At 69.6% G+C, this 23,738-nt stretch carries 18 protein-coding genes, 1 tRNA gene and 1 pseudogene; 10 read left to right on the top strand and 10 right to left on the bottom strand.

Features of this window, described 5'->3' with window-relative positions; genetic code table 11:
* Positions 1-5 precede the first annotated feature (5 nt).
* On the bottom strand, positions 6-416 hold the full coding sequence (locus FKR81_RS09855) for an SRPBCC family protein (protein ID WP_235921422.1): 411 nt from the start codon (positions 414-416) through the stop codon (positions 6-8).
* Between the two features lie 35 nt (positions 417-451).
* Here FKR81_RS09855 and FKR81_RS09850 point away from each other — a divergent pair, with 35 nt between their 5' ends.
* Positions 452-1,003, top strand: coding sequence for a TetR/AcrR family transcriptional regulator (locus FKR81_RS09850; protein ID WP_146350655.1), 552 nt, complete (start codon positions 452-454; stop codon positions 1,001-1,003).
* Here the strand turns inward: FKR81_RS09850 and FKR81_RS09845 are convergent.
* Positions 945-1,736, bottom strand: coding sequence for an SDR family NAD(P)-dependent oxidoreductase (locus FKR81_RS09845; protein WP_222598212.1), 792 nt, complete (start codon positions 1,734-1,736; stop codon positions 945-947). The two genes, FKR81_RS09850 and FKR81_RS09845, sit on opposite strands and share 59 nt — an antisense overlap.
* Positions 1,737-1,784: 48 nt before the next feature.
* On the opposite strand from FKR81_RS09845, the gene FKR81_RS09840 reads away from it, so the two are divergent.
* Positions 1,785-2,090 carry a winged helix-turn-helix transcriptional regulator gene (locus tag FKR81_RS09840; protein WP_222598211.1) on the top strand — a complete coding sequence of 102 codons (306 nt, stop codon included), beginning with the start codon at positions 1,785-1,787 and terminating at the stop codon, positions 2,088-2,090.
* Here FKR81_RS09840 and FKR81_RS09835 read toward each other — a convergent pair.
* Positions 2,044-4,686 carry a glycoside hydrolase family 97 catalytic domain-containing protein gene (locus FKR81_RS09835; RefSeq protein WP_146350653.1) on the bottom strand — a complete coding sequence of 881 codons (2,643 nt, stop codon included), beginning with the start codon at positions 4,684-4,686 and terminating at the stop codon, positions 2,044-2,046. The two genes, FKR81_RS09840 and FKR81_RS09835, sit on opposite strands and share 47 nt — an antisense overlap.
* A gap of 181 nt (positions 4,687-4,867) precedes the next feature.
* On the opposite strand from FKR81_RS09835, the gene FKR81_RS09830 reads away from it, so the two are divergent.
* Positions 4,868-7,162, top strand: a complete 2,295-nt coding sequence (locus FKR81_RS09830) for an ATP-binding protein (RefSeq protein ID WP_186762883.1) — start codon at positions 4,868-4,870, stop codon at positions 7,160-7,162.
* Between the two features lie 175 nt (positions 7,163-7,337).
* Here the strand turns inward: FKR81_RS09830 and FKR81_RS09825 are convergent.
* A tRNA-Leu gene (locus FKR81_RS09825) sits at positions 7,338-7,414 on the bottom strand.
* A 63-nt stretch (positions 7,415-7,477) separates the two neighbouring features.
* Here FKR81_RS09825 and FKR81_RS09820 point away from each other — a divergent pair.
* The gene (locus FKR81_RS09820) at positions 7,478-7,699 is read left to right on the top strand and encodes a DUF3618 domain-containing protein (protein ID WP_146350651.1); all 222 of its coding nucleotides are present in this window, start codon (positions 7,478-7,480) and stop codon (positions 7,697-7,699) included.
* Between the two features lie 30 nt (positions 7,700-7,729).
* On the opposite strand, the gene FKR81_RS09815 is transcribed toward FKR81_RS09820, so the two are convergent.
* Positions 7,730-8,344, bottom strand: a complete 615-nt coding sequence (locus FKR81_RS09815; RefSeq protein WP_146350650.1) for a TetR/AcrR family transcriptional regulator — start codon at positions 8,342-8,344, stop codon at positions 7,730-7,732.
* A gap of 240 nt (positions 8,345-8,584) precedes the next feature.
* On the opposite strand from FKR81_RS09815, the gene FKR81_RS09810 reads away from it, so the two are divergent.
* The 3 genes from FKR81_RS09810 to FKR81_RS09800 all read left to right on the top strand — a co-directional run bounded on the left by FKR81_RS09810 (position 8,585) and on the right by FKR81_RS09800 (position 13,784).
* Positions 8,585-10,882, top strand: coding sequence for a glycosyl hydrolase family 95 catalytic domain-containing protein (locus tag FKR81_RS09810; protein WP_146350649.1), 2,298 nt, complete (start codon positions 8,585-8,587; stop codon positions 10,880-10,882).
* Between the two features lie 37 nt (positions 10,883-10,919).
* Positions 10,920-12,584, top strand: coding sequence for an NPCBM/NEW2 domain-containing protein (locus tag FKR81_RS09805; protein ID WP_146350648.1), 1,665 nt, complete (start codon positions 10,920-10,922; stop codon positions 12,582-12,584).
* 165 nt (positions 12,585-12,749) lie between these two features.
* Complete coding sequence (locus FKR81_RS09800; RefSeq protein ID WP_146350647.1) at positions 12,750-13,784, top strand: zinc-dependent alcohol dehydrogenase family protein; 1,035 nt, start codon at positions 12,750-12,752, stop codon at positions 13,782-13,784.
* Here the strand turns inward: FKR81_RS09800 and FKR81_RS09795 are convergent.
* Positions 13,774-14,352 carry a TetR/AcrR family transcriptional regulator gene (locus tag FKR81_RS09795; protein WP_146350793.1) on the bottom strand — a complete coding sequence of 193 codons (579 nt, stop codon included), beginning with the start codon at positions 14,350-14,352 and terminating at the stop codon, positions 13,774-13,776. The two genes, FKR81_RS09800 and FKR81_RS09795, sit on opposite strands and share 11 nt — an antisense overlap.
* 100 nt (positions 14,353-14,452) lie before the next feature.
* Between FKR81_RS09795 and FKR81_RS09790 the strand changes: the two genes are divergently transcribed.
* Positions 14,453-15,946, top strand: coding sequence for a flavin-containing monooxygenase (locus tag FKR81_RS09790; protein ID WP_146350646.1), 1,494 nt, complete (start codon positions 14,453-14,455; stop codon positions 15,944-15,946).
* Here FKR81_RS09790 and FKR81_RS09785 read toward each other — a convergent pair.
* On the bottom strand, positions 15,906-16,613 hold the full coding sequence (locus FKR81_RS09785; protein ID WP_146350645.1) for a type 1 glutamine amidotransferase: 708 nt from the start codon (positions 16,611-16,613) through the stop codon (positions 15,906-15,908). The two genes, FKR81_RS09790 and FKR81_RS09785, sit on opposite strands and share 41 nt — an antisense overlap.
* The gene (locus tag FKR81_RS09780) at positions 16,606-17,853 is read right to left on the bottom strand and encodes a MurT ligase domain-containing protein (protein WP_328593135.1); all 1,248 of its coding nucleotides are present in this window, start codon (positions 17,851-17,853) and stop codon (positions 16,606-16,608) included. Before FKR81_RS09780 ends, FKR81_RS09785 begins: the two co-directional genes overlap by 8 nt.
* A 27-nt stretch (positions 17,854-17,880) precedes the next feature.
* Between FKR81_RS09780 and FKR81_RS44935 the strand changes: the two are divergent.
* Positions 17,881-18,030 (top strand): annotated as a pseudogene (locus FKR81_RS44935) (transposase); the annotation flags it as partial.
* Positions 18,031-18,147: 117 nt separating this feature from the next.
* Here the strand turns inward: FKR81_RS44935 and FKR81_RS09770 are convergent.
* Positions 18,148-18,627 carry a helix-turn-helix domain-containing protein gene (locus FKR81_RS09770; protein WP_146350644.1) on the bottom strand — a complete coding sequence of 160 codons (480 nt, stop codon included), beginning with the start codon at positions 18,625-18,627 and terminating at the stop codon, positions 18,148-18,150.
* Between the two features lie 140 nt (positions 18,628-18,767).
* A complete protein-coding gene (locus tag FKR81_RS09765; protein ID WP_235921421.1) occupies positions 18,768-20,309 on the bottom strand; it encodes an LCP family protein in 1,542 nt (513 codons plus the stop codon).
* A gap of 426 nt (positions 20,310-20,735) precedes the next feature.
* Between FKR81_RS09765 and FKR81_RS09760 the strand changes: the two genes are divergently transcribed.
* Positions 20,736-23,666: a glycine--tRNA ligase gene (locus FKR81_RS09760; RefSeq protein ID WP_146350790.1), complete on the top strand. Its 2,931-nt coding sequence runs from the start codon at positions 20,736-20,738 to the stop codon at positions 23,664-23,666.
* The last annotated feature ends 72 nt before the right edge of the window (positions 23,667-23,738 follow it).

The following is a 23,738-nucleotide window of genomic DNA, read 5'->3' as shown; positions in this document are numbered from 1 at the left end:
GGGTACTACGCCGCACCTTCCGCGACAGCGGCCAGGCCCGTCGCGAACGACTGGATGATCTTCTGGAGCGCGATCCGGTAGAGCCACCCGGTGCCAGGCACCTTCGGCTCGAACGACGAGTACCAGTGGATCCGCGTGCCGCCGCCGTCCGGTTCGAGGTCGACGAACCCGCGGTACCCCTTGAGCGGCAACCCGGACAGCAACACGTAGCTGAGTCGCTTGTCCGGCACGAGCTCGACGATCTCCTCGCGGCTCACGACGTTCTTGCGCCGGAACACGCGGACGCCACCGACGTCCTCGGGTCCCTTCTCCAGCTCGAACGACTCGAGCGACGTCCACGACGGCCAGGTGGCGCCGTCGCGCACGTACGCGTACACCTCGCTCGGCGCGGCGGCCGAGCGCACCGTGACGTCCACTCTCTGTACCATGTGGTACATGTACCATCTGGTACATGCAGAAGCAACGGTTGCTCGATGCAGTGGTCGGCCACCTGGCGTCCGGCGGGTCGGGCGACGTCACGCTGCGCGGGATCGCGGCGGCCGTCGGCACGAGCCACCGGATGCTGATCTACCACTTCGGTTCCAAGGAGCAGCTGCTCGTCGACGTCGTCCGCGAGGTCGAGGCCCGGCAGAAGGCCGCGCTCGCGGACCTCGCCGACTGCCCGCCCGAGGAGATGGGGCGGCTGTTCTGGAAGCGGCTCACCTCGCCGGAGCTGCGGCCGCTGGAGCGGTTGTTCTTCGAGCTCTACGGGCAGGCCGCGCAGGGCAGGCTGGGGGAGACGGGACTGCTGGACGGCATCGTCGACGACTGGCTGCCCGCGCTCGTCGCACTCGGTCTCAGCCAGGGGATGACGCCGCAGCGCGCGAGGGCCAGCGCACGGCTGGCCCTCGCCGTCTCGCGCGGGCTGCTGCTCGACCTCGTGGCCACCGACGACCTCGAAGCGGTCAACGAGGCGATGGAGCTGTTCCTGGACCTGTACTCAACCGCTTCGACACCTCGCTGAGCCGCCGCGCGTCGGCGGGGTCGAACGTGCGCAGCCCGATGTCGACCGGCTTGTTCCGGTCGAACGCGGCGAACGGCACAGCGGGCGGATCGTCGATCCACTCGACCAGCGGCGCGACCACCTCGACCACCGGGCTGGCCGCCACGCGGGCCAGCAGCCGCACCAGCCCGCCTGCGCGCAGCACGCCGTCGGTGGCGGTGAAGCGCGGGTTGTAGATCACGAACGGCACCCGGCCACCGGTCTCCTCGGCGAACGCGACCCCGAGCAGGTCGTTGGCCCTGCCAGCCTGGAGCTGCGCGCGGACCCGGCTCCAGCGGCGGGTCAGCCGCAGGTCGTCCCAGTGGATCCGGCCCACCCGCATGCCGGGCGCGGACACCGAGATGATCACGTCGGTGACCGGTAGCCCGTGCGCCAGCAGGTATCGGCTCAGGTAGTAGAGCGCGAACGTCGCTTCCAGGCCCTCCGGCGTCTCGCGCCGGTGCCGTTCGATCCGGTTCGCCGTCAGCAGCAACGCGTTGACCGACGGGAACTCGTCGCCGATGTCGCGGACCACCCGCCGCACCTCGGCGACCGAGCTGAGGTCCGCCTGGACGAACCTCCACGGGTGCGCGGCACCCTTCTCCGCGGAACTGCCGATCACGACGACGTCGTCGCCGCGCGCCATCCGGTCGAGCGCGACGGCCCGCCCCATGCCGTCGGTGCCGCCCGCGATCACGATCGTCTTCTTCCCCATGTCAGGCATCCTGGAACCACGAGCGCGCCCGCGTAAGGAGGCACATTCGTGTTCCCGCCCGAAGACCACCCCGTGACGCCGGTGCTGCGCCGCATCGGCGACCGCTGGAGCATGGTCGTCGTGTGCCTGCTGCACCAGCGGCCGCACCGGTACAACGAGCTCCGCCGGGAGATCACCGGGATCTCCCAGCGGATGCTCACCTACACGGTGCGCGGCCTCGAGGACGAGGGCTACGTCGAGCGGACGGTCTTCCCGACCGTGCCTCCCGGCGTCGAGTACGCCCTCACCGAACGAGGCCGCGACCTCGTCAGCTCGATGCTGCCGTTGCTCCGCTGGGCGAACAACGCACCCTGACGTCGCCCCACGAGGCGTGGTCGTTCTGCGTGCCGTCACCGCCGTCGCCGACCCGCAGGGTCAGCACCTTCACGCCGGACACGTCCACCGCGAGATCGCGCACCGGCGTCCGCACGCCGAGCACACCGGTGTCCGCCAGCACCACGCCGTCGCCGAGCACCTGGAACGACACGGTGCCGCCGACCCGCTGCCGCGCCACGTCCAGCCCGGCCTCGTCGTCGACGCCCACCGACGCCGCGAACGACGTGCACCGCGCGTCCAGCGCCACGGTCACCTCGGACGACGCGTGCGTCCCGATGCCCTTGCCGAACGTCGCCCGGCGCACCGCGATGCCACGCCCGTCACCGGCCGCCGCACCACCGTTCGACAGGTCGCGCTCGACCGGTCCGTCACCGCCGACCGCGGTCAGGAACGGCTTGTCGCTCACGTACGACCAGCCGGCCTCGAGCGGTTTGACCAGGTGCACGCGCGCCGTCTTCTCGTCCTCGACGCCGCCGTTGAACGACGCCACGACGGGCACGTCGAAGTAGCCGAACGAGGACGGTGAGGCGGGCGGCGTGACGGTCCACTTGCCGGAGATCGACGCGCCGGCCACCAGTCGTGGCGCGGTCACCGGTGCTCCGGACAGCGACCACCCAGCGGGCACGCGCGGCGCGAACGACACGCGGGACACCGCCTCGTCCGCCTTGAACGTGCCGGTCACCTCGAAGCCGCGAGCGGACGCGGTCACCGTCGTGGCGGGCACCCGGCGCACCGGCTCGTCGCACGTGCGCGCACCGGCCCGGCACGCGATCGCCGCGAAACCGCCGTTGTCCTTGACGTCCAAGGTCAGCGCGTCGCCCGACCGCACGGTCCGCTGCTCGCGCACCAGCCCGGCTGGCCCGTCGCGGACGATCTCCACCAGCCAGCGGCCGGACGGCAGCGACAGCGGCACCTGCACGGTTCGCGCCGCGCCCGCGTAGCCGCCGCCGAGGAACCAGCGGTCACCGCTGCGCCGCGCGAACACCGCGTGGTCGGCGGGACGGCCGCTCAGCAACCGGGTCTCGTCCCACGTCGTCGGCACCTGGTCGAGGAACCGCTCCGCGAGCGGCCGCGCCGCGTAGTCGGCCGGCTTGCCCGCGAAGTTCGCCAGCGCCGACTCGTAGACGACCGCGAGCCCCAGCTCGTGCGCGTCGGACGACGTGCGGCTCGGCCGGTGCCACGCCATCGGCGTGTAGTCCATCGAGCCGACCACGTTGCGGGTGAACGGCAACGCCGTCAGGTGCTGGCCGGTCAGCCCGCTCGACTTCTCGCCGCCGTGCACCGCCTCCATGGTCATCACGTGCGGCCACGTCCGCTGCAGGCCGTGCGGGATCGTCGAGCCGTGGAAGTTGACCATCAGGTGGTGCTGGGCGGTCTCCGGCAGGATCTGGTCGTACCAGCGGTACCGGTCCTGGCCGTCGGAGTCCATGAAGTCGATCTTCAGGCCGGAGATGCCCCACGACTCGAACAACGCGAGCCGCGTGGCCCGTTCCGCCGCGGTGTCCAGCTCGTCGTAGTGCACCCAGAGGTGGATCTTCACGCCGCGCGCCTTGGCATACGCGACGAGGTCGGGGATCCAGCTCGTCTTCTCCCACGCCGGGTCGTAGTCCCAGTTCGGGTCGAAGTACCACCCCGCGTCGACCAGCGCGTACGGCCAGCCGTGCGCCGCCGCGTAGTCCACGTACTCCTTCTGCAGCGCCAGGCTCTGCCCCGCCTCGCGGCCGCCCGCGAGCCAGCTCCAGAACACCTTGCCCGGCTTGATCCACGACGTGTCGCGCACCCGCGACGGCGCCGCCAGGTCGTCTACCAGCGTCGACGCCGACACGGTCGCCAGGTCGCCGATGATCGCGGTGCGCCACTGCGAGGTCCACGGCCCGTCGACCAGCACCTTCTCGTCCCAGTACTTCACCTGGAACGCGCCGGAGCCCGCCGTGTGCACGAGTCGCGCACCCGAGTGGCGTCCGTCCACATCGGACTCGGTGAGCAGCGCGTACGAGCCCGCCACCTCGAACAACGCCGGGTGCAGGTACTCGGCCGTCTCGGTCGCACCGGCCGTGGTCTGCACGAACGGGTTCTCGTAGTCGCGCCGGTACTTCGCCAGCCACGCGGTCGCCGCCGTGTGGAACACGAACGCCGAGGTCTCGCTCAGCACGGCACCGGTGTTCTGGGGCAGCTCGTAGCGGTAGGCGACGCCGTCCGCGGACGTCCGCACCACCACGTCCAGCCGCGCCGCGCCCTGGAGGACGTAGCGGTCCTCGCGGTGCTGGACCGTGCGGCGCCGCTCCTTGCCGGTCGTCGCCGTGTACTGCTCGAACACCTGCCGCGACGTCCGCCGCACCAGCTTCAGGTCCTTCGACAGGTCGGCGCGTTCGGTGACCACGCCGAGCGGTCCGGGTTCCAGCACCGTCCGGCCCTCGCGGCTCACCCCGAGTGTCACCACGCCGTTGTCCACCCGGACCTCGGCTTTCGGCCACGCCGCACCGGATCTGTCCGCGACGGCCTGCGGTGCCACCGCGGCTGACAGAGTCAGCGCCAGTAGCCCGACCGCGCACCGCCGCGCGGCTGAAGACAGCATCGTCGAGTCCTCCAACGTCACATCGCGGCGGCGATAGATCCGATGTATACGCAACAAAGCTCGTCCGGTCTACGCCCTTGCGTCCCATTCGGCATGCAGAGATCGGGTGGGGGCAGCGATGTGACCCGCGTGTGCCGGAAAGCCCTTTCCGCCATGTAGTCGCTTGATTACGATGCGTGTGGTGAGCGAGCTGGCGGGTACCTGTGAGACCTGCGGAGCCGCGACTTCCTCCAGCAGGCGAAGGCACGCGAGGTACTGCTCGAACGCGTGCCGTCAGCGGGCTTACCGGGAGCGCGCCTCTCGCGAGATCGAGCTTTCGACGTCGCTGGACAGCTTCATCGGCCGTGCGGACGAGCTCCACTACCTGCACCGCCTGGCCGGTGCGTGCCGGATGCTGACGCTCGTCGGACCGGCAGGCGTCGGGAAGACCAGGCTCGCCAAGGAGTTCGCGCCGGACGCCGTGTGGGTGGAGCTCGGGTCGGTCTCCCAGGGCGAGTTCGTGGTGCAGTCCGTCGCCACCGCGCTGGGCATCGCCGAGGTCGCCCGCGAACCCGTCGTGCGGACGCTGCTCACCGCGCTCGCCGAACGATCGCTGCTGCTGGTGCTGGACAACTGCGAGCACCTGGTCGCCCAGTGCGCGCACCTCGTCGAGGCGCTGCTGCTCGGTTGTCCCGGCCTGCGCGTGCTCGCGACCAGCAGGGAAGCGCTGCGGGTGCCCGGCGAGGTCGTCTACCAGGTGCACCCGCTGCCGATCGCGAGCGCCGTCGAACTGTTCTCCGACCGCGCGCGGGCCAACAACCTCGGCCTCACGTTCGACCTCGCCGACCAGGAGATCATGTCGAGCGTGTGCGCCCGGCTCGACGGGCTGCCGCTCGCGATCGAGCTGGCCGCGCGGCTCGTGACGGTCCTGCCGGTCGCCGAGGTGCTGGCCCGGCTGGACGACCGGTTGGCGCTGCTCAACCGCGGCAACCGCACCGCGGCCGAACGACATCAGAGCCTGCGCGCCGCGATCGAGTGGAGCTACGACACGCTCGACGGCGACGAGCAGCGCGTGTTCCGCAGGCTGTCGCTGTTCTCCGGCGGCTTCAGCGTCGACATCGCGGTCGCCGCGTGCGCGGACGAGGCGCTGCCGCCGGACCGGGTGCTCGGTCTGCTGTCCGTGCTCGTCGCCAAGTCGCTGCTGGTCGCGACGACGTCGCCGAGCGGCGTCGCCCGGTTCGACCAGCTCGAGTCCGTTCGCCTGTACGGCAAGGAGAAGCTCGTCGAGTCCGGCGAGCACGGCGCCACCTGCGAAGGCGTCGTCACCTGGTTCATGGTCGTGTGGCGGCGGTTCTCGCTGGCCATGTTCAGCCCGTCCGAGCTGCTCGAACCGCTCGCGGGCGACTCCGGCGCGCTGCAGCTCGCCGTCGACTGGAGCACGTCGCGGCACGACCAGCGCGAGCTGCCGCTGGCGACGCTGCTCGCCGTCACGTGGCGCGACCAGGGCTACGTCTCAGAAGGCCGCAGGCTGCTGGACAACGCCGTCCGCTCGTCCGACGCCACGCCGGAGGACCGCTGCATCGCGTTGTGCCACCTGGCGTTCCTGGCGGGCACCGACCTCAACGACTCGGCGGGCTTCCGGTTCGCCGAGCAGGCCGTCGAGCTCGCCCGCGGCCTCGACTCGCCGATCGCGCTGGCCCGCGCGCTCAACGGCCTCGCGGGCGAGCACACCCGCGCCGAACGGCTCGACGCCGCGCGGAAGTACTACGAGGAGGCCATCGCGCTGCTCGCGCCGGTCGGCGAACCGCTCGACATCGCGATCGTCGAGCACAATCTCGCCTGGGTGGCGCTGCAGAGCGGCGACACCGAGTTCGCCGACGAGCTGATCGACGACGTCCTGCCCGTGTACCGCAGGCTGGCGCCGCCGCCGCGGCTCGCGATCTTCCTGCACACCGTCGGCATCCGCGCGCTGCGCCGCGACGACCTGGACGAGGCGCTGGCCCGGTTCCAGGAGTCCGTCCGGACGTGCTCGGTGGGCAGTTTCTGGTTCTCCCACGTCATCGAGGGCCTGGCGATGGTGGCGCTGCGGCGCGGTGATCCGCGGCGCGCGTTGCGGCTCGTCGGCGCGGCGTCGCGCGTGCGCACCGTCGGGCAGGCGAAGCAGGACGCCCAGTGGCAGGAGGAGCTGCACGCGACGATCACCGCGTGCCGTGCCGCGCTGTCCACGTCCGAGGCCGAGGACGTGCTGGCGTCCGGCCGGGAGATGACGCAGGAGCAGGTCGTCGACTACGTGCTCGACGAGGAACCCGAGCAGGTGCTCAGCGACCGCGAACGCCAGGTCGTGTCGCTCGTCGCGGCCGGTCACACGAACCAGCGCATCGGGTCCACGCTGCGCATTTCCGAGCGCACGGTCGAGGCTCACCTGCAGCGCGTCCGGCAGAAGCTCGAACTGAGATCGCGAACTCAGATCGCGGCCTGGGCGGCGCAACACCTGTAACTGGCCGTCTCGTGTTACGGGTGCGGGTTTTCGCGACTAACGCATGATCACCTGTCGGCCTAGCGTTGTCCCTGCGGACGTCACAGGTCCGGGTACCCGTCACCGGTGAGCGGGGCCCACGTGGCCCGCCGCGGGTCCAGCCCCCGCGGCGGGCCACGTTGCGTTCGTTTCCGAGTGGTGGGGTCAAGGGGACTCGAACCCCTACTGGCTGGAACCTAAATCCAGTGCCTCTGCCAATTGGGCTATGACCCCGGCGCGCGCAAGCCTATAGGTCTGTCCACTACGGTGTTCCGTACACCGCAGCTAGGAGGACATGTGGCCCGCGATCCTGACATCATTCAGCGCGAGATCGAGCAGGCGCGCGACGCGCTGGCCGCCACCCTCGACTCGCTGGGCGAGCGGGCCAACCCGCAGAAGCTGGTCGACACCGGCAAGGCCGGCATCCTGGCCACGCTGAACGAGCCCAAGGTCAAGTACACGCTGATCGCCGTCGGTGCGGTGGTCGGTTTCGCGCTCCTGCGCAAACTCTTCCGCTGAAAGTGGGGGTCGCGAACGGACCCCCACCTTTCACGACTTGATCAGCGGAACCAGCACCTGATCGACGATCTTGTTGACGAACGTCTCGTCGAGCGGATCACCCGTCAGCATGAGGCGGTAGGTGAGTGCGGCACCCGCCAGCTCGACCGCCATCCCGCGCGGTGCGTCCGGACGCAGCTCGCCGCGGTCGCCCGCGCGGTCGATGATGCCGCGCAGCACGTTGCGCTGGGAGATCAGGAACGTCTCGCGGAACGCGGCGGCCAGCTCGGGTTCGTGCGGCAGTTCGCCGACGAGCGCCTGAGCGGCCTTGCCGATCGGCCCGGACAGGAACGCGGCGAACGAGGACAGGAACTCGCGCAGGTCACCGTCCAGCGTGCCGGTGTCCGGCGTGGCGAGGTTCTGCGACGCGAGCTGCGTGCAGGTATCGATCACCAGGTCTAGCTTGGACTCCCAGCGCCGGTAGATGGTCGCCTTGCCCGCGCGCGCCCGTGCGGCGACGGCGTCCATCGTCAGTGCGCGGTACCCCACCTCCGCCATCACTTCGAGCGCCGCCTGACGTAAGGCGTCGTCCCTGCTGGCGTCCCGCGGCCGTCCGCGTTGCGCGGATCTGTTGTCGCCGCTGTACGCCGCTGTCGTCACGGCCATGCCACCTCCTCGCGAACGGGCACAGCACGCGCTTTCCCGCCCTTAGGGCGGACATCCTAGGCGTCCCCGGTCGCGGGCAAGGACAAACCTCGCCGACAGCCCGATGTTGCTTCATGTTTCTTGTAGTTGGCTCTTGCGCGATGTGACGTAGAACTCCTACCTTTCCGGTTGTCTGGACCAGGCTGCACCGCCGCGCACCTGGACCGCTGTTGTCAGCGTGCGCGGTGAGGAGCGGGAGAAATGGTCGTGGACAGAAGGGCTTTCATCGGAGGCACCACGGTCGCGGTCACGGCGGGGCTCCTCACGCCCGCCACCGCGGCGGCACGAAACGAGAGTGTGTCCTCGGAGGTCTTCGGCTGCGACGGCATGTCCGAGCGCGACTGGCGCGAGTTCATCGGACAGCAGGACCTGATCTGGAAGAAGGGTCCGACGGGCTACGGGCAGGCGCCGTTCCTCGGCGACGGCAAGCTCGGCAGCGTCGTCTACGCCGAGGGCAACACCGTCCGGTTCACCGTGCAGCACGCGCACTCGCAGGACCACCGGCAGGTCAACGGCACCCAGTTCGGCCTGTGCCGCCTGCCGGTCGGCAACCTCGTGCTCACCGCGACCGGCACCGTCACCGGCGTCGACTGGCGGCTCGACCTGTGGAACGCGGAGCTGCGCGGCAAGGTCGTCACCGACAAGGGCGTGATCGAGTTCCGGGCTTACGTCCACACCTCGCGTTCGGTCTTGGTGTTGTCCGTGACCGGATCGGGTGATGAGGATCCGGCGCTCGTGTTCACCCCTTCGAAGGCCATTCCACCGCGCGCGGCCTTCAACCCGCTGCCCGAGGGGTACGTGTTCAACCCGGACCCGACGACGAAGACGGACGGCAAGGAACAGCTGGCGCTGCAGTCGTTGCTGGTCGGCGGGCAGACCGCGACCGCGTACCGGCTCACGAAGCGCCGCCGCACCCAGGAGCTGCTCCTCGGCGTCGCGCACACGTTCCCCGAGGCGACCGCTGAGACGGAAGCCTTGAAGCTGGTCCGTTCGGCAGCCGCACTGGGTGACCGGATGCTGGAGCGCACGCACCGCATGTGGTGGAACGACTTCTACCCCAAGAGCTTCCTGTCGATCCCCGACCAGCGGCTGCAGAGCTTCTACTGGATCCAGCTGTACAAGGTGGCGGCCGGTTCGCGCGCGGGCAGCCCCGTCATGGCGACGACCGGCCCGTGGCTGGAGAGCACGCCGTGGGCCGCCGCCTGGTGGAACCTGAACATGCAGCTGCAGTACTGGGTGCTGCACGGTTCCGGCCACCTGGAGCTCGACGCGATCACCACGACGCTCAAGGCGAACCAGGAGCAGCTGGTCCGCAACGTCCGGCCCGAGTACCAGCACGACTCGGCCGGCGTGAACCGCAGCACCGACCGGTTCACCAGCAACGCGGGCTATCTCGCCGTGCCCAGCCCCGGCGGCGGCACGAAGGAGCTCGGCAACCTCACCTGGGCGCTGCACAACGTGTGGCTGTCGTACCGGCACACGATGGACAAGAAGATCCTGTCCGACGTCGTGTTCCCGTTGCTGCGCAGGGCGATCAACTACTACCTGCACTTCCTCACCAAGGGCAGCGACGGCAAGCTGCACCTCGACGAGACGACGTCACCGGAGTACGGCAACGCGCCGGACTGCAACTACGACCTCCAGCTGCTCCGCTGGGGCTGCCAGACGCTGATCGACTCGGCGAAGACGCTGAAGATCGACGACCCGCTGGCGCCGAAGTGGCAGGAGGTGCTCGACAACCTCGTGCCGTACCCGGTCAACGAGAACGGGCTGATGGTCGGCGCGGGCGTGCCGTTCGTCGTGTCGCACCGGCACTACTCGCACATGCTCGCGATCTTCCCGCTGATGACGATCAACTGGGAGCAGCCGGAGAACCGGGCGCTCATCGAGAAGTCGCTGAAGCACTGGATGTCGCTGGAGCCCGCGCACCGCGGTTACAGCTACTCGGGGTCCGGCTCGATCGCCGCCCGCATGTTCCGCGGTGACGAGGCCTACGCCTACTTCATCCAGATGTTCGACACCACCAAGCGGTTCCCGGTGCTGGAGAACACGATGTACCTCGAGGCCGGGCCGGTGGTCGAGACGCCGCTGTCCGGTGCGCAGACCATCCACGACTTCCTGCTGCAGAGCTGGGGCGGCGTGATCCGCGTCTTCCCGGCCGTGCCGTCCGCGTGGAAGGACGCCGTGCTCGACCGGCACTCCGCGGAGGGCGCCTTCGACGTCACCGCACGCCGTTCCGGTGGCAAGACCGACTTCGTCCTCGTGCGCAGCCGCGCCGGTGAGCCGCTCGTGCTGCGGCACGGCATCGCCGGTGAGGTCACCGTCCGCACCCCGTCCGGCCGACCCGTGAAGTACCGCGACCGCGGTGACGGGACGCTGGAGATCGAGCTGGCCAAGGGACGCGAGGTGCTCGTGCACCCGAAGGGGAAGCGCCCCGACCTCACCATCAAGCCCGTCGCCATCACCGCCCCGGGCAAGCCCTGGGGTCTGCCCGGCTGAAAACCGTCGCTTGAAAACCCCCGAAAGGAAAACCCCGATGCGCAGGCAAGTTCTCGCGCTGACCACCGCGCTGGCCACCCTGGTCAGCTCCGGTGTGCTCGCCCTGACCGCGGCCCCGGCCGCGCAGGCACTGCCCGACGGTCTGGCGCTCACCCCGCCGATGGGCTTCAACAACTGGAACACCACCGCCTGCCGGGCGGAGTTCAACGAGGCGATGGTCAAGGGCATCGCGGACATCTTCGTCAACAAGGGCCTCAAGGCCGCCGGCTACGAGTACGTCAACATCGACGACTGCTGGGCCGAGAAGACCCGTGACGCCAACGGCAAGCTCGTGCCGAACAAGACGCGGTTCCCGAACGGCATCAAGGCCGTGGCGGACTACGTGCACTCCAAGGGCCTGAAGTTCGGCATCTACACCTCGGCCGGCACCAAGACCTGCAACAAGGACAACGGTTTCCCCGGCGGTCTCAACCACGAGGAGTCCGACGCGCAGCAGTTCGCCTCCTGGGGCGTCGACTACCTCAAGTACGACAACTGCAACAACGGCGGCGTCGACGCCAAGCAGCGCTACCGCAAGATGCGCGACGCGCTGAAGAAGACCGGCCGTCCCATCGTGTTCTCGCTGTGCGAGTGGGGCCAGAACAAGCCGTGGGAGTGGGCGTCGGACACCGGCCACCTGTGGCGCACCACCGGTGACATCAACGACACCTGGCCGCGCACGATGGACATCTACGAGAAGAACGTCGTGCTGGACTCGTACGCCGGTCCGGGCCACTGGAACGACCCCGACATGCTCGAGGTCGGCAACGGCAAGATGTCCGCGACCCAGTACCGCAGCCACTTCACCCTGTGGTCGATCATGGCGGCCCCACTGCTGATCGGCTCCGACCTGCGCAAGGTCAACGCCGACACCTTCACCATCCTGGAGAACAAGGACGTCATCGACATCGACCAGGACAAGCTCGGCAAGCAGGGCAAGCGGATCAAGACCACCGGCAAGACCGGCGTGGACGTGATCGTGAAGCCGCTGGCCAACGGCGACAAGGCCGTGGCGCTGTTCAACAAGAGCGGCTCGACCCAGACGATCAGCACCTCGCTGTCGGAGATCGGCTTCGGTGCCGGGACGTACAACCTGAAGGACCTCTGGTCCAAGTCCAACCGCACCACCACCGGCGCGATCAGCGCCTCGGTCCCGACGCTCGCGACCGTGATCTACCGGGTGTCCAAGACCGACGGCGGCCCGCGTCCGACCCCGCCCGCGGGCACCACTGACCTGTCGGCGTTCGAGGCCTCGTCCAGCACCAACGGCTGGGGCCCGGTGGAGATCGACAAGAGCGTCGGCGGCAGCGGTGCGCTCGACGGCAAGGCGCTGACCATCAACGGCGTCACGCACGCGAAGGGCTTCGGTGCGCACGCCGCGTCGACCATCGAGTTCTACCTCGGCAAGAAGTGCTCGACGATCTCCGTCGCGGTGGGTGTCGACGACGAGGTCGCGGTCGGGAAGGGCAGCGTGGTGTTCCAAGTCTTCGCCGACGACGCCAAGGTCGCGGACAGCGGGAAGCTGACCGGGACCGATGCCCAGAAGACGCTGACGGCTTCGCTGGCCGACGCGGAGAACCTGCGCCTGGTCGTCACCGACGCCGGTGACGGCATCAACTCCGACCACGCGGACTGGGGCACGCCCCGCATCACCTGCGCGTAGTCGTTCGCCATGGGGGAGCTTTCCCAGCGCTGACCGCTGGGAAAGCTCCCCCCCACGGCATTCCCGGAAGTCCTGAGAGCAAGTCCACACCGTTTCGATTCGGCGTGACGTGGTCTCGAGGAGGACCATGGACTCTTCTGACCACTGACTTCGAGGAGGGGCCCGGTGCGGGCAACCACGATCCACGGCGCAAATGACATCCGAGTGGAAGAGGTGCCCGACGCGGCCGTCCGCCAGCCGACCGACGCCGTCGTGCGGGTCGAGCTCGCGTGCATCTGCGGCAGCGACCTCTGGGCGTACCGCGGCGTCGCCAAGCGCGAGGGCGGCGCGCGCATCGGGCACGAGTTCATCGGCATCGTCGAGGAGGTCGGCGGCGACGTCAGCTCCGTGCAGGTCGGCGACCGGGTCATCGCGCCGTTCGTGTGGAGCGACGGCACGTGCGCGTACTGCGCGGCCGGTCTGCAGACCAGCTGCCCCGAGGGCGGCTTCTGGGGCTCCAAGGGCTCGGACGGCGGCCAGGGCGAGGCCGTGCGCGTGCCGCACGCCGACGGCACGCTCGTGCGGGTGCCATCGGACGCCGAGGCGAAGCTGCTGCCCGCGTTCCTGTCGCTGAGCGACGTCATGGGCACCGGCCACCACGCGGCTGTCTCCGCGGGCGTGGGCCCCGGCTCGACCGTCGCGGTCGTCGGTGACGGCGCGGTCGGCCTGTGCGGCGTGCTGGCCGCCAAGCGCCTCGGCGCGGAGCGGATCATCGCGATGGGCCGCCACGAGGACCGCGCCGCTGTCGCCAAGCTGTTCGGCGCGACGGACCAGGTCTCGGTGCGCGGTGAGGCCGCTGTCGAGCAGATCAAGGAGCTGACCGGCGGGCTCGGCGCGACGTCCGTGCTCGAGTGCGTCGGCACCGAGCAGTCGTGGACGACCGCGATGGACATCGTCCGCGACGGTGGCCGCATCGGCTACGTGGGCGTCCCGCACGAGATGCCGGGCCTGCCGCTGGGCAAGCTGTTCGGCCGCAACATCAACGTCGGCGGCGGCGTCGCGCCCGCTCGCGCGTACCTGCCCGAGCTGCTGGCGGACGTGCTCGCCGGCCGCATCGACCCGAGCCCGGTGTTCGACAAGACGGTCTCGCTGGACGACGTCGCCGCGGGCTACCAGGCGATGGACGAGCGCACCGCGCTCAAGGTGATCGTCAAGCCTTGATCCGGGCGGCCACGCCGTTCCAGACGAGGTTCACGACGTAGTCGGTCGCGAGCGCGGGTCCCACCGAGGGCCTGCGCTCGCACCACAGCGCGAGCCGTTCGCAGGCGCCGACGACGATCTCTGCGAACGCCTCCGCCTCCAGCGCGTCGATGTCCGGCGCGAACCCCGACAGCACGGACGCGATCAGGTCCGTCTGCTGCTGCCGGATGCCTTCGACCTCCTCCTGCGCGGACGGCACGGTGATCGACGCCTCGTGCCGCAGCAGCGCCCACGACTTCGTGTGCTCGGCGATGAACTCGAAGAACGCCAGCAGGCCCAGCCGCAGGAACTCCTCCGGCGTCGACGCCTTCGCGATCGCCGCCTCCGTCCTCGTCCGCAGCTCGGTCCGCGCCTTGTGGACGCAGCCGATGAGCAGGCCTTCCTTCGAGCCGAAGTACTCGTAGAGCATCGGCTTCGAGACGCCGACGCGTTCCGCGATCTCGTCCATCGAAGCCGCCAGGTACCCGCGCTCGGCGAACACCTCTTCCGCGACGGACAGCATCTGCTCCATGCGCTGGGCCTTGGGCATGCGCCGCCGTTTGACGGTCTCCGCTTCCACGAAAAGGAGTCTACCGCTCGTAACTTACTTGGAGTAACCTACCGGCCAGTAGAGACGGGAGGATGCGCCAATGCACCGTGAGACCAAAGTGCTCATCGTCGGCTCCGGATTCTCGGGCCTCGGCATGGCGATCGAACTCAAGCGGCGCGGTGAGCACGACTTCGTGGTCCTGGAGAAGGCGGACGACCTCGGCGGCACCTGGCGGGACAACTCCTACCCCGGCTGCGCCTGCGACGTCCCGTCGCACATGTACTCCTTCTCGTTCGAGCTGAACCCGCGCTGGTCGCGGACGTTCGCCGGCCAGCAGGAGATATGGGACTACCTGCGGGAGGTGGCCAAGAAGTACGGCCTGCGGCCGCACATCCGGTTCGGCAGCAAGGTGTCCGGCGCGCAGTGGGACGACGAGGCCAAGCGCTGGCACGTCACCACCGAGCACGGCGACACCTACACCGCGCACGCTTTGGTGGCCGGTGTCGGCGCGCTGCACATCCCCAACATCCCGTCACTGCCGGGCATCGAGAACTTCAACGGCAAGACGTTCCACTCCGCCGAGTGGGACCACTCGTACTCGTTGGCGGGCAAGAAGGTCGCCGTCGTCGGCACCGGTGCGTCCGCGATCCAGTTCGTGCCGGAGATCGCCCCCGAGGTCGGTTCGCTGAAGATCTTCCAGCGGACGCCGCCGTGGATCATGCCCAAGGCCGACCGGGAGATCCGCGGCTGGGAGCACCGGATGTTCCGCGCACTGCCGTTCACGCAGCGCCTCTACCGGAACTTCGTCTACTGGGTGCGCGAGTCGAGCGCGCTGGGGTTCGCGGTCAACCCGAAGATCATGGAGTTCGCGCAGGGCATCGCGCTCAAGCACATGAAGACGCAGGTGCCCGATCCCGCGCTGCGCGAGGTGCTGAAGCCCGACTACACCATGGGCTGCAAGCGGGTGCTCATCTCCGACGACTACTACCCGGCGCTGCAGCGGCCCAACGTGTCCCTGCTGACGTCCGGCATCAGCGAGGTCCGCGAGTCGTCCATCGTGGACGCAGACGGCGTCGAGCACGACGTGGACGTCATCATCTACGGCACCGGGTTCCACGTCGCCGACTCGTTCGACTACCTGGACATCCAGGGCAAGGGCGGCGTCGACCTCGCGAAGAAGTGGCGCGAGCAGGGCATCGAGACGTACTTCGGGATCACCGTCGCCGGGTTCCCGAACCTGTTCTTCCTGCTGGGCCCCAACACCGGGCTCGGCCACAACTCGGTCGTCTTCATGATCGAGTCGCAGATCCGGTACGTGTCGCAGTGCCTGGAGCTGATGAACTCGTTGCAGGCCGAGGAGATCGACGTGCGCCCGGACGCGCAGCGGCGGTTCAACACCGAGCTGCACCGCAAGCTCAGCAAGGGCGTGTGGACGCAGGGCGGCTGCAAGAGCTGGTACCTCGACGCGCAGGGGATCAACCGGACCATCTGGCCCGGCTTCACCTGGCGTTATTGGATGCGCACCAAGAAGGTGCGCACCCAGGACTATTCCGTCAGCTCGCGGCGCGCTGCCGTTCGTTCCGCAGCTGGGTGACCGCGGGCAGGTCGAGCGGCGCGGGCTTCGCGCCCGTCGCCCACTCGATCAGCAGGTCCGCCAGCTGCGGGTTGCGGGGGAGGACCGGGCCGTGCAGGTATGTGCACACGATGCGCCCCTGCACGGCGCCCTCGACGCTGCCGTCGTTGCCCGTGCCGACCTTCACGTGCGCCAGCGGCTGGGCGGCCGGACCGAGGACCGTGCGGCCCTGGTGGTTCTCGAACCCGGTCAGCACGCCCTCGAACAGGTTGTTCGCCGGCGTCGCCAGCACCTCGCCGATCGCGCGGCTGCCGCCCGCGTGCGACGTGGAGTCGATCAGGCCCATGCCGGGATGCGTGATCTGGTCCGCGCGGGTGAACGACTCACCGAAGATCTGGATGCCCGCGCACACGCCGAGCACCACCGCGTTCTTCGTGACCGCGCGCTGCAGGCCGGGGTGCTCGCGCAGGTGCTTCACGGCCAGCGTCTGCGCGGTGTCCTCGCCGCCGCCGACCACGTAGATGTCGCAGGAGTCCGGCACCGGCTCGCCGAACATGACCGGCACGATCTCGGCCTTGATACCGCGCCAGTTCATCCGCTTCTCGAGCACGACGGCGTTGCCGAAGTCGCCGTAGGTGCCGAGCAGGTCGGGGAGAACGAGTGCGATCTGGACTGTGGACTCACTCATTCTCGGCCGCCCTGGCGTTGAGGTCGCGGAACGCGGTGTAGTTGGCGATGACCTCGACGTCGCCCTGCGGCATCGCGTCGACGGCCTTCAGCGGGTCGGGCACGATCGAGTGCTCGACCTCGGCGTAGGTGAGCCGGACGGCCAGGTCGGTCGCGCGCTCGCCGGACGCGATGACCGTGCGCCCCTGCAGCCGCTCGAACGGCACGTCCCACAGCCACGACAGGTCGCGGCCGTCGGCCTCCTGCGCGTTGATCACGAGCACGGCCGGGTGGTCGGCTTCCTTGACCACGGTGAGCGTCTCGCTCCAGCCGGCCGGGTTCTTCGACAGCAGCAGCCTCGCCTTGCGGCCGTTGCGCTCGATCGTCCGGTAGCGGCCGGACACGTTCGACACGCCGCGCAGCCGGCGCACCGCCTCGTCGACCGGGACACCCATGGTGTGCGCGGCGGCCGTGGCCATGACCGCGTTGGCCTGGTTGAACTTGCCGGGCAGCCGCAGCGCCAGCTCGACCTTCACGCCCTCCGGCGTGACGAGCGCGTTGTCGACGGTCAGCCAGTCCGGCTTCGGGCGCTGGAGATCGCACCCGGTGCAGTGCCAGTGCTCGCCTTCCCAGCGGATCGGGTCGCCGCAACGGGGGCAGCTCGCCGAGTCCTGGTGCCAGCCCGTTCCGGTGGCGACCCAGATGACCGTCTTCGCGTCCTTGGCGGCACTGGTGACCATGACGTCGTCGCAGTTCGCGACGATCGTGCAGTTCTCCAGCGCGTTGATCGCGTCCCGCAGCGAGCGCTCGATCGTGCGCACCTCGCCGACCCGGTCCAGCTGGTCGCGGCTCAGGTTCAGCAGCACGGCGACCTCGGGCGACGACGCACCGGCGACGGCGGGGAAGTAGCCCTCGTCGCACTCCAGCACGGCGTACGGCGCGTCCGGCTGCTTGGACAGCGCCGTGACGTGGCCGTCGGGCATGTTCGCGCCGCTGTGGTTCGTCGCGACCTCGCCGAGCGCACCTGTCGCGCGGGCCAGCATCATCGTGCTCGTCGTCTTGCCGTTGGTGCCGGTGACGACGGCGACGTGCCGGCCGTCGGTGAGGTGGGCGAGCGCCTGCGGGTCGAGCTTCAGCGCGATGCGGCCACCGATCATGCCGCCGGCGCCGAGGCCCATCTTCTGCGACAGCTTGGAGCTCATGTTGCCCAGCCGCACGGCGGCGGCGGTCCGCAGGGGCAGGCGGGCGGGCGAATCGTTCACCCCGGCGATGCTACCGGCGGGCTCTGCGTGGCCTTCGGCCGGTCGCGCGAGCACGCCCGCCCGAAGGGCGCACGTTGGCACGCGCGGGTAGCCGACGCGCGACACGACTTCCACCACCAGTTGTCCACTGCCCTGATCCGCGAAAACCAAGCGATTGCGGTGGAAGACCTGGCGGTGTACGGGCTCGCCCGCACGTGCTCGGCCAAATCTGTGCACGATGCCGGATGGTCGACATTCGTGGCGGTGTTGGAGTACAAAGCCGCCCGCGCCGGACGGCAGTTCATGACGAGGGTGTCAACGGGGCGCTTTTCCCAGCCCCCTGAGGGTCCTGATCAGCTCGACAGTGCTGAGCTGGCACAACTGGGCCATGTACTCGAGCGCGGGCAGGTCGAGGTGCACCTCGCGGGTGTGGCCGGGCGGCAGCTGCAGCAGGCGCCCCTGCGCCCACCGCCGCAACGGCCCCAGCTTCGGGGTGTCGTTCGCGACGATCTCGTCCAGGTTCAGCGCGAGGTGCCCGTCCGGGGTGTCGCCGAAGACGCGCTCGTGCACGCGGGCCATCACCTCGTGGGCCGGGATGTCCAGCGCGTGGCAGATCTCGACCAGGCGCACCACCGAGCACTGCCTGGTGCCCAGCTCGTAGGTCGCCAGCGTCTGCAGCGAGATCTCCGTCTGCAGGCGCTTGTTCAGCTCCTTGCGCGTCCAGCCGCGTTGCTTGCGCAGAGTGCGGAGCTCATCGCCCAGCACCCTCTGGTACGCCGCTGTGTCGATCTCCACCGTCGTCCTCCACCCCGTGAGCGGGTTTCACGGTGATGGAAGGCGTGAAAGCTTCGTCGCTTACGCAACTTACCGAGAGAATCCCCCGAATGGAGTATAGATCTCTACTCTGGGTATCAGTTGGTGCAGCGCAGGCCCTGCTAGTTGACGCAGCGCACGCCATCGGCGCTGATGGGCGCCGGCGCTGTGGGGGTGGCCGGCTGCTGGTGCGCCCCGTCCAGCGCGACCAGCGGCTTCGGAGCCATCGACTGCGCCCCCGGACCCGCGTAGTCCGAGCCCACGTAGACGCGGACGCGACCGGCGGGCAGGTTCGGGTCCTGCTCGGTCTTCATCCCGCCCAGCGCCTTCTGCACGGCGTCCGCACCGGTCTCGCCGCCCTTGCCGTACCGGACGACGGACTTGGCCATGTTGGACTCGGCGTTGGCCGCCTCACCCTCCACGAACCCCTTCGCCACGAGCGACTTCAGGACGCTGCCCGCCAGTCCGCCCACACCGGAGGCGTTGCGCACGTCCACGGTCAGCGTGCCGGGGTCGAACTTCGGGTCCGCGGGTGAGGAGGTGGACGCGGGTGCCTTGCCCAGGTTCGCGACGAACTTCTTGACCTCGCGCTCGTCGACCTCGATCGCGACGCCGTCCTCCTCGGTCTGCAGCTCGGGAGTGCCGGTCGGGATGGTCTGGAACGTCATGTTCCCGCCGGACAGGTCCTTCATCTGCAGCGCGAACTTGGTGATGTCCCAGTCCTTGTCGAGCACGATCGACTTCGTCACGGCCTGGATCAGGTCGGTGCGCTTCTTGCTGTCGGTCATGACGCCCGCGGACAGCATCTTCTTCGCCAGGCCCGCCATGAAGACCTGCTGGCGCACGACGCGGTCGAGGTCGCCCATCACCAGGCCGTGGCGCTGCCGGACGAACGCGAGCGCGTCGCGGCCCTCGATGGTCTGCTGGCCCGCCGGGAAGTTCGCGCCGGAGAACTTGTCCTTCACCGGGGCGTTCAGGCAGACGTCGACGCCGCCGATCGCCTTGGTGATGTCGTAGAAGCCGACCAGGTTGACCTCGGCGTAGTGGTCGATCGTCGCGCCGGTCAGGCCCTCGATCGTGGCGATCAGGTTCTTGGCGCCCTCGCGGCGGGAGTCCATCTCCCGCTTGGCGGCGTCCTTCTCGCCCTGGCTCTTCTCGAGCGCGGCCGACTTGCCGTAGCCGTACGCCGAGTTGATCTTGTGGCGGCCGAAGTCGCCGGCGATCTTCACGTAGGAGTCGCGCGGGAACGACACCGCGTACGCCTTGCCGCCGTCGTTCGGGATGTGCATCATGATCAACGTGTCGGTGTTCAGGCCGCCGTCGTCGCTGCCACCGGCCTGCAGCTCGTTCAGGATCTCCTGGGGCAACGGGTTGCCCTTCGAGTCCGTGCGGCTGTCCATGCCGACCAGCATGATGTCGATCGCACCGTCGGTGGGCCTCTCGCCGCCGGCGCCCTCGCCGATCACGTCCTGCGTCGTGAGCCCGTCGGTCAGCGATTTGATGTTCTTCCACGCGATGCCGGTGACCAGCAGGATCACCGCGGACAGCAGGCTGACGACGACCTTGCCGGTGTTCGACGCGCCGCGCTGCGCGCCGCTGGGCCTGCGCGGCGGTGGTGACGCAGGGCGACTGGGACGCTTGCGCGGAGCCGGTGCGGTCTTCACGGTGGGCCGGTCGACGATGCTGCGGCGTTCGTCGGGGGTGCGCCTGGGCGTGGGCTCGGCTCGCCGCGATGCCTCCGAACGGCGGGGCGGCTCGGCCCGGCGAGGGGGCTCCGAGCGGGGCGGTTCAGAGCGGCGCGGGGGTTCCGCGCGGCGGGGTTCCGAACGCGGAGGGACCTGGGGCCTGCGGGGCTGAGCCGCAGGTGGGCGGGGGTTCGCCGATGGTCGCCTGGGGTTCCCGCTCGGTTCGCCCGAACGTGGCGGCCGGTTCTCCACACCCTCTCCTCTCAGGTCAATCCCGGTACCCCAGAAGGACGCGGCGGATGTCCCCCAGGTTGTGCAAAGGGTGGCACAGTGGCAGATGCCACGTAGTCATGGGCCCTTGACCAGCTGTTTTGAGACGTTCGTAGACTCGTGGCCGTGCTGACGATGCAGGACGCGCTGCTCGCGCTGACCAAGTACTGGACCGATCGGGGCTGCATCGTGGTGCAGCCGTTCAACACCGAGGTCGGAGCCGGGACGCTGAACCCCGCCACCGTGCTGCGCGTGCTGGGCCCCGAGCCGTGGCGGGTGGCCTACGTCGAGCCCAGCGTGCGGCCCGACGACGCCCGGTACGGCGAGAACCCGAACCGCCTGCAGACGCACACCCAGTTCCAGGTGATCCTCAAGCCGGACCCCGGCAACTCGCAGGAGCTGTACCTGGGCAGCCTGGAGGCGCTCGGCATCGACGTCCGCGGGCACGACGTGCGGTTCGTGGAGGACAACTGGGCATCCCCCGCTCTGGGAGCGTGGGGTCTGGGCTGGGAGGTCTGGCTCGACGGCCTGGAGATCACCCAGTTCACGTACTTCCAGCAGGCCGGTGGCCAGACGCTCGACCCGGTGTCGGTGGAGATCACCTACGGCATCGAGCGGATCATGATGGCGCTGCAGGGCGTCGACCACTTCAAGAAGATCGCTTACGCCCCCGGCATCTCCTACGGCGAGGCGTTCGGCCAGTCCGAGTACGAGATGTCGCGCTACTACCTCGACGACGCGGACGTGGAGGCCAACAAGCGCCTCTTCGAGGAGTTCGCGGTCGAGGCGCGGCGGATGCTCGACGCGCGACTTCCCGTGCCCGCGCACAGCTTCGTGCTCAAGTGCTCGCACATCTTCAACGTGCTCGACGCGCGTGGCGCGATCAGCACCACCGAGCGCGCCCGTGCGTTCGGCCGGATGCGCGGCCTGGCACGCGAAGTCGCCGCGCTGTGGGCCGAGCGCCGCGAGGAGCTGGGTCACCCGCTCGGCCTCGCCGAGTCGCCCGCGCTCGCGCCCGCGCCGACGTCCTTCGTGGACGTTTCCGCGCCCGCGACGCTGCTGTTCGAGATCGGCACCGAGGAGCTGCCGCCCGCCGAGGTCACCAGGACCGTCGACGCGGTGCGCCAGGCCGTGACGGACAAGCTCGCCGCCACCCGCCTCACCCACGGCGACGTCACCGTCCACGGCACGCCGCGCCGCGTCGTCGTGCTGGTCGACGAGGTCTCGCCGCGCGAGCCGGACGCCGAGCGCACCGTCCGCGGTCCGCGCGTCTCGGCCGCCTTCGACGCGGAAGGCCAGCCCACCAAGGCCGTGCAGGGCTTCGCGCGCGGCCAGGGTGTCGACGTGACCGCGCTGGGCCGGGTCACCGAGAACGACGTGGAGTTCGTCGCGCTGGTGAAGACCGACACCGGTCGCGGGGCGGTCGAGGTGCTGAGCGGGCTGCTCGCCGAGGTCGTCGCCGAGCTGCGCGCCGAGAAGAACATGAAGTGGAACGACCCGAAGCTGTCGTTCACCCGCCCGATCCGCTGGCTGCTCGCGCTGCTCGGCGAGACGCCGGTGCCGGTCTCGGTGTCCACGCTCGCCGCGGACACGAAGACCCGCGTGCACCGCACGGCGAACGAGCCGGTCGTCGAGGTGTCCACTGCGGACGGTTACCTGGACTTCCTTGCTGGACACGGCATCGACGCCGACGCGTCGGTGCGCAGGCAGAAGATCGTCGACAAGGCCAACGAGCTCGCGGCGTCGGTCGGCGGCGTCGTGGAGTTCGACGGCGTGCTGGACGAGGTGACGAACCTCGTCGAGTTCGCGACGCCGATCCTCGGCTCGTTCGAGGAGCGCTACCTCGAGCTGCCCGGCCAGATCCTCACCACCGTCATGCGCAAGCACCAGCGGTACCTGCCGGTGCGCACGGCCGACGGCGCGCTGCTGCCGCACTTCGTCGCGGTGGCGAACGGTTCGGTGGACGCGGACCTGGTCCGCGCGGGCAACGAGGCCGTGCTGCGCGCCCGGTACGAGGACGCGGCGTTCTTCTGGCGCGCGGACCTCAAGACGCCGCTGGAGGAGATGAAGTCCGGTCTCGCCAAGCTGACGTTCGCCGACAAGCTCGGCTCGATGGCGGACCGCGCCGCCCGGATCGCCGCACTGGCGGGACGGCTGGCGCAGCACGTGTCCGTCGACGTCGAGACGCTCACCCGCGCGGGCCAGCTCGCGAAGTTCGACCTGGGTTCGCAGATGGTGATCGAGCTGTCGTCGCTCGCCGGTGTCATGGCGCGCGAGTACGCGACGCGCGCGGGGGAGACCCCCGAGGTCGCGCAGGCGTTGTACGAGATGGAGCTGCCCCGCTCGGCGGGCGACGCCATGCCGGCGTCGGCTCCGGGTGCCGTGCTCGCGCTGGCGGACCGGTTCGACCTGCTCGCCGGACTGTTCGGCATCGGCGCGAACCCGACCGGCAGCTCGGACCCGTTCGGCCTGCGCCGCGCGGCGTTGGGCGCGGTGAGCATCCTGCGCGCCTTCCCCGACCTGAGGGAGATCACGCTGACGCGGGCTCTTTCCCTTGCGGCGGAAGGGCTCGAGGTCACCCCCGAGGCACTGGAGACGGCGCGCGAGTTCGCCGTGCGGCGCTACGAGCAGCAGCTGCTCGACGCGGGCAACGACCACCGGTTCGTCAACGCGGTGCTGCCGCTGGCGGACTCGCCGGTGCTCGCGGACGAGACGCTCGCCGAGCTGACGAAGCTCGCGGGCGACCCGGACTTCGCGTCGCTCGTGGCCGCGCTGCAACGGGTTCGCCGCATCGTGCCCGCCGACGTCACCGCGTCCTACGACGCGTCGGCGCTGTCGGAGTCCGCGGAACTGGCTCTGCACAAGGCGTTCAGCTCGCTGGGCGAGCGACCGGCCGGACTCGCGGCGTTCGTCGCGGCGGCCGGTGGGCTCACCGCGCCGATCAACACCTTCTTCGACGAGGTGCTGGTGATGGCCGAGGACGCGAAGGTCAAGGCGGCGCGCCTGGGCCTGCTCGCGTCGATCCGCGACTACGCGGCGCCCGTGCTGGACTGGAAAGAGCTGTAAGACGGTCGTGTGTGTTTTGGTGCGGGATGACGCTCCCAAAGAAACAACACCCGGCGGGCCCATGTTATGGTT

The sequence above is a fragment of the Lentzea tibetensis genome (assembly GCF_007845675.1).
Lineage (GTDB): Bacteria > Actinomycetota > Actinomycetes > Mycobacteriales > Pseudonocardiaceae > Lentzea > Lentzea tibetensis.
This window is presented reverse-complemented; position numbering and strand designations above follow the sequence as displayed.

Bases quoted from the DNA above. Each gene is read 5' to 3' on its own strand.
- FKR81_RS09850 (WP_146350655.1), top strand. From the start codon at position 452: ATGCAGAAGCAACGGTTGCTCGATGCAGTGGTCGGCCACCTGGCGTCC.
- FKR81_RS09845 (WP_222598212.1), bottom strand. From the start codon at position 1,736: ATGGGGAAGAAGACGATCGTGATCGCGGGCGGCACCGACGGCATGGGG.
- FKR81_RS09835 (WP_146350653.1), bottom strand. From the start codon at position 4,686: ATGCTGTCTTCAGCCGCGCGGCGGTGCGCGGTCGGGCTACTGGCGCTG.
- FKR81_RS09815 (WP_146350650.1), bottom strand. From the start codon at position 8,344: ATGGCCGTGACGACAGCGGCGTACAGCGGCGACAACAGATCCGCGCAA.
- FKR81_RS09810 (WP_146350649.1), top strand. From the start codon at position 8,585: ATGGTCGTGGACAGAAGGGCTTTCATCGGAGGCACCACGGTCGCGGTC.
- FKR81_RS09805 (WP_146350648.1), top strand. From the start codon at position 10,920: ATGCGCAGGCAAGTTCTCGCGCTGACCACCGCGCTGGCCACCCTGGTC.
- FKR81_RS09795 (WP_146350793.1), bottom strand. From the start codon at position 14,352: ATGCCCAAGGCCCAGCGCATGGAGCAGATGCTGTCCGTCGCGGAAGAG.
- FKR81_RS09790 (WP_146350646.1), top strand. From the start codon at position 14,453: ATGCACCGTGAGACCAAAGTGCTCATCGTCGGCTCCGGATTCTCGGGC.
- FKR81_RS09785 (WP_146350645.1), bottom strand. From the start codon at position 16,613: ATGAGTGAGTCCACAGTCCAGATCGCACTCGTTCTCCCCGACCTGCTC.
- FKR81_RS09760 (WP_146350790.1), top strand. From the start codon at position 20,736: ATGCAGGACGCGCTGCTCGCGCTGACCAAGTACTGGACCGATCGGGGC.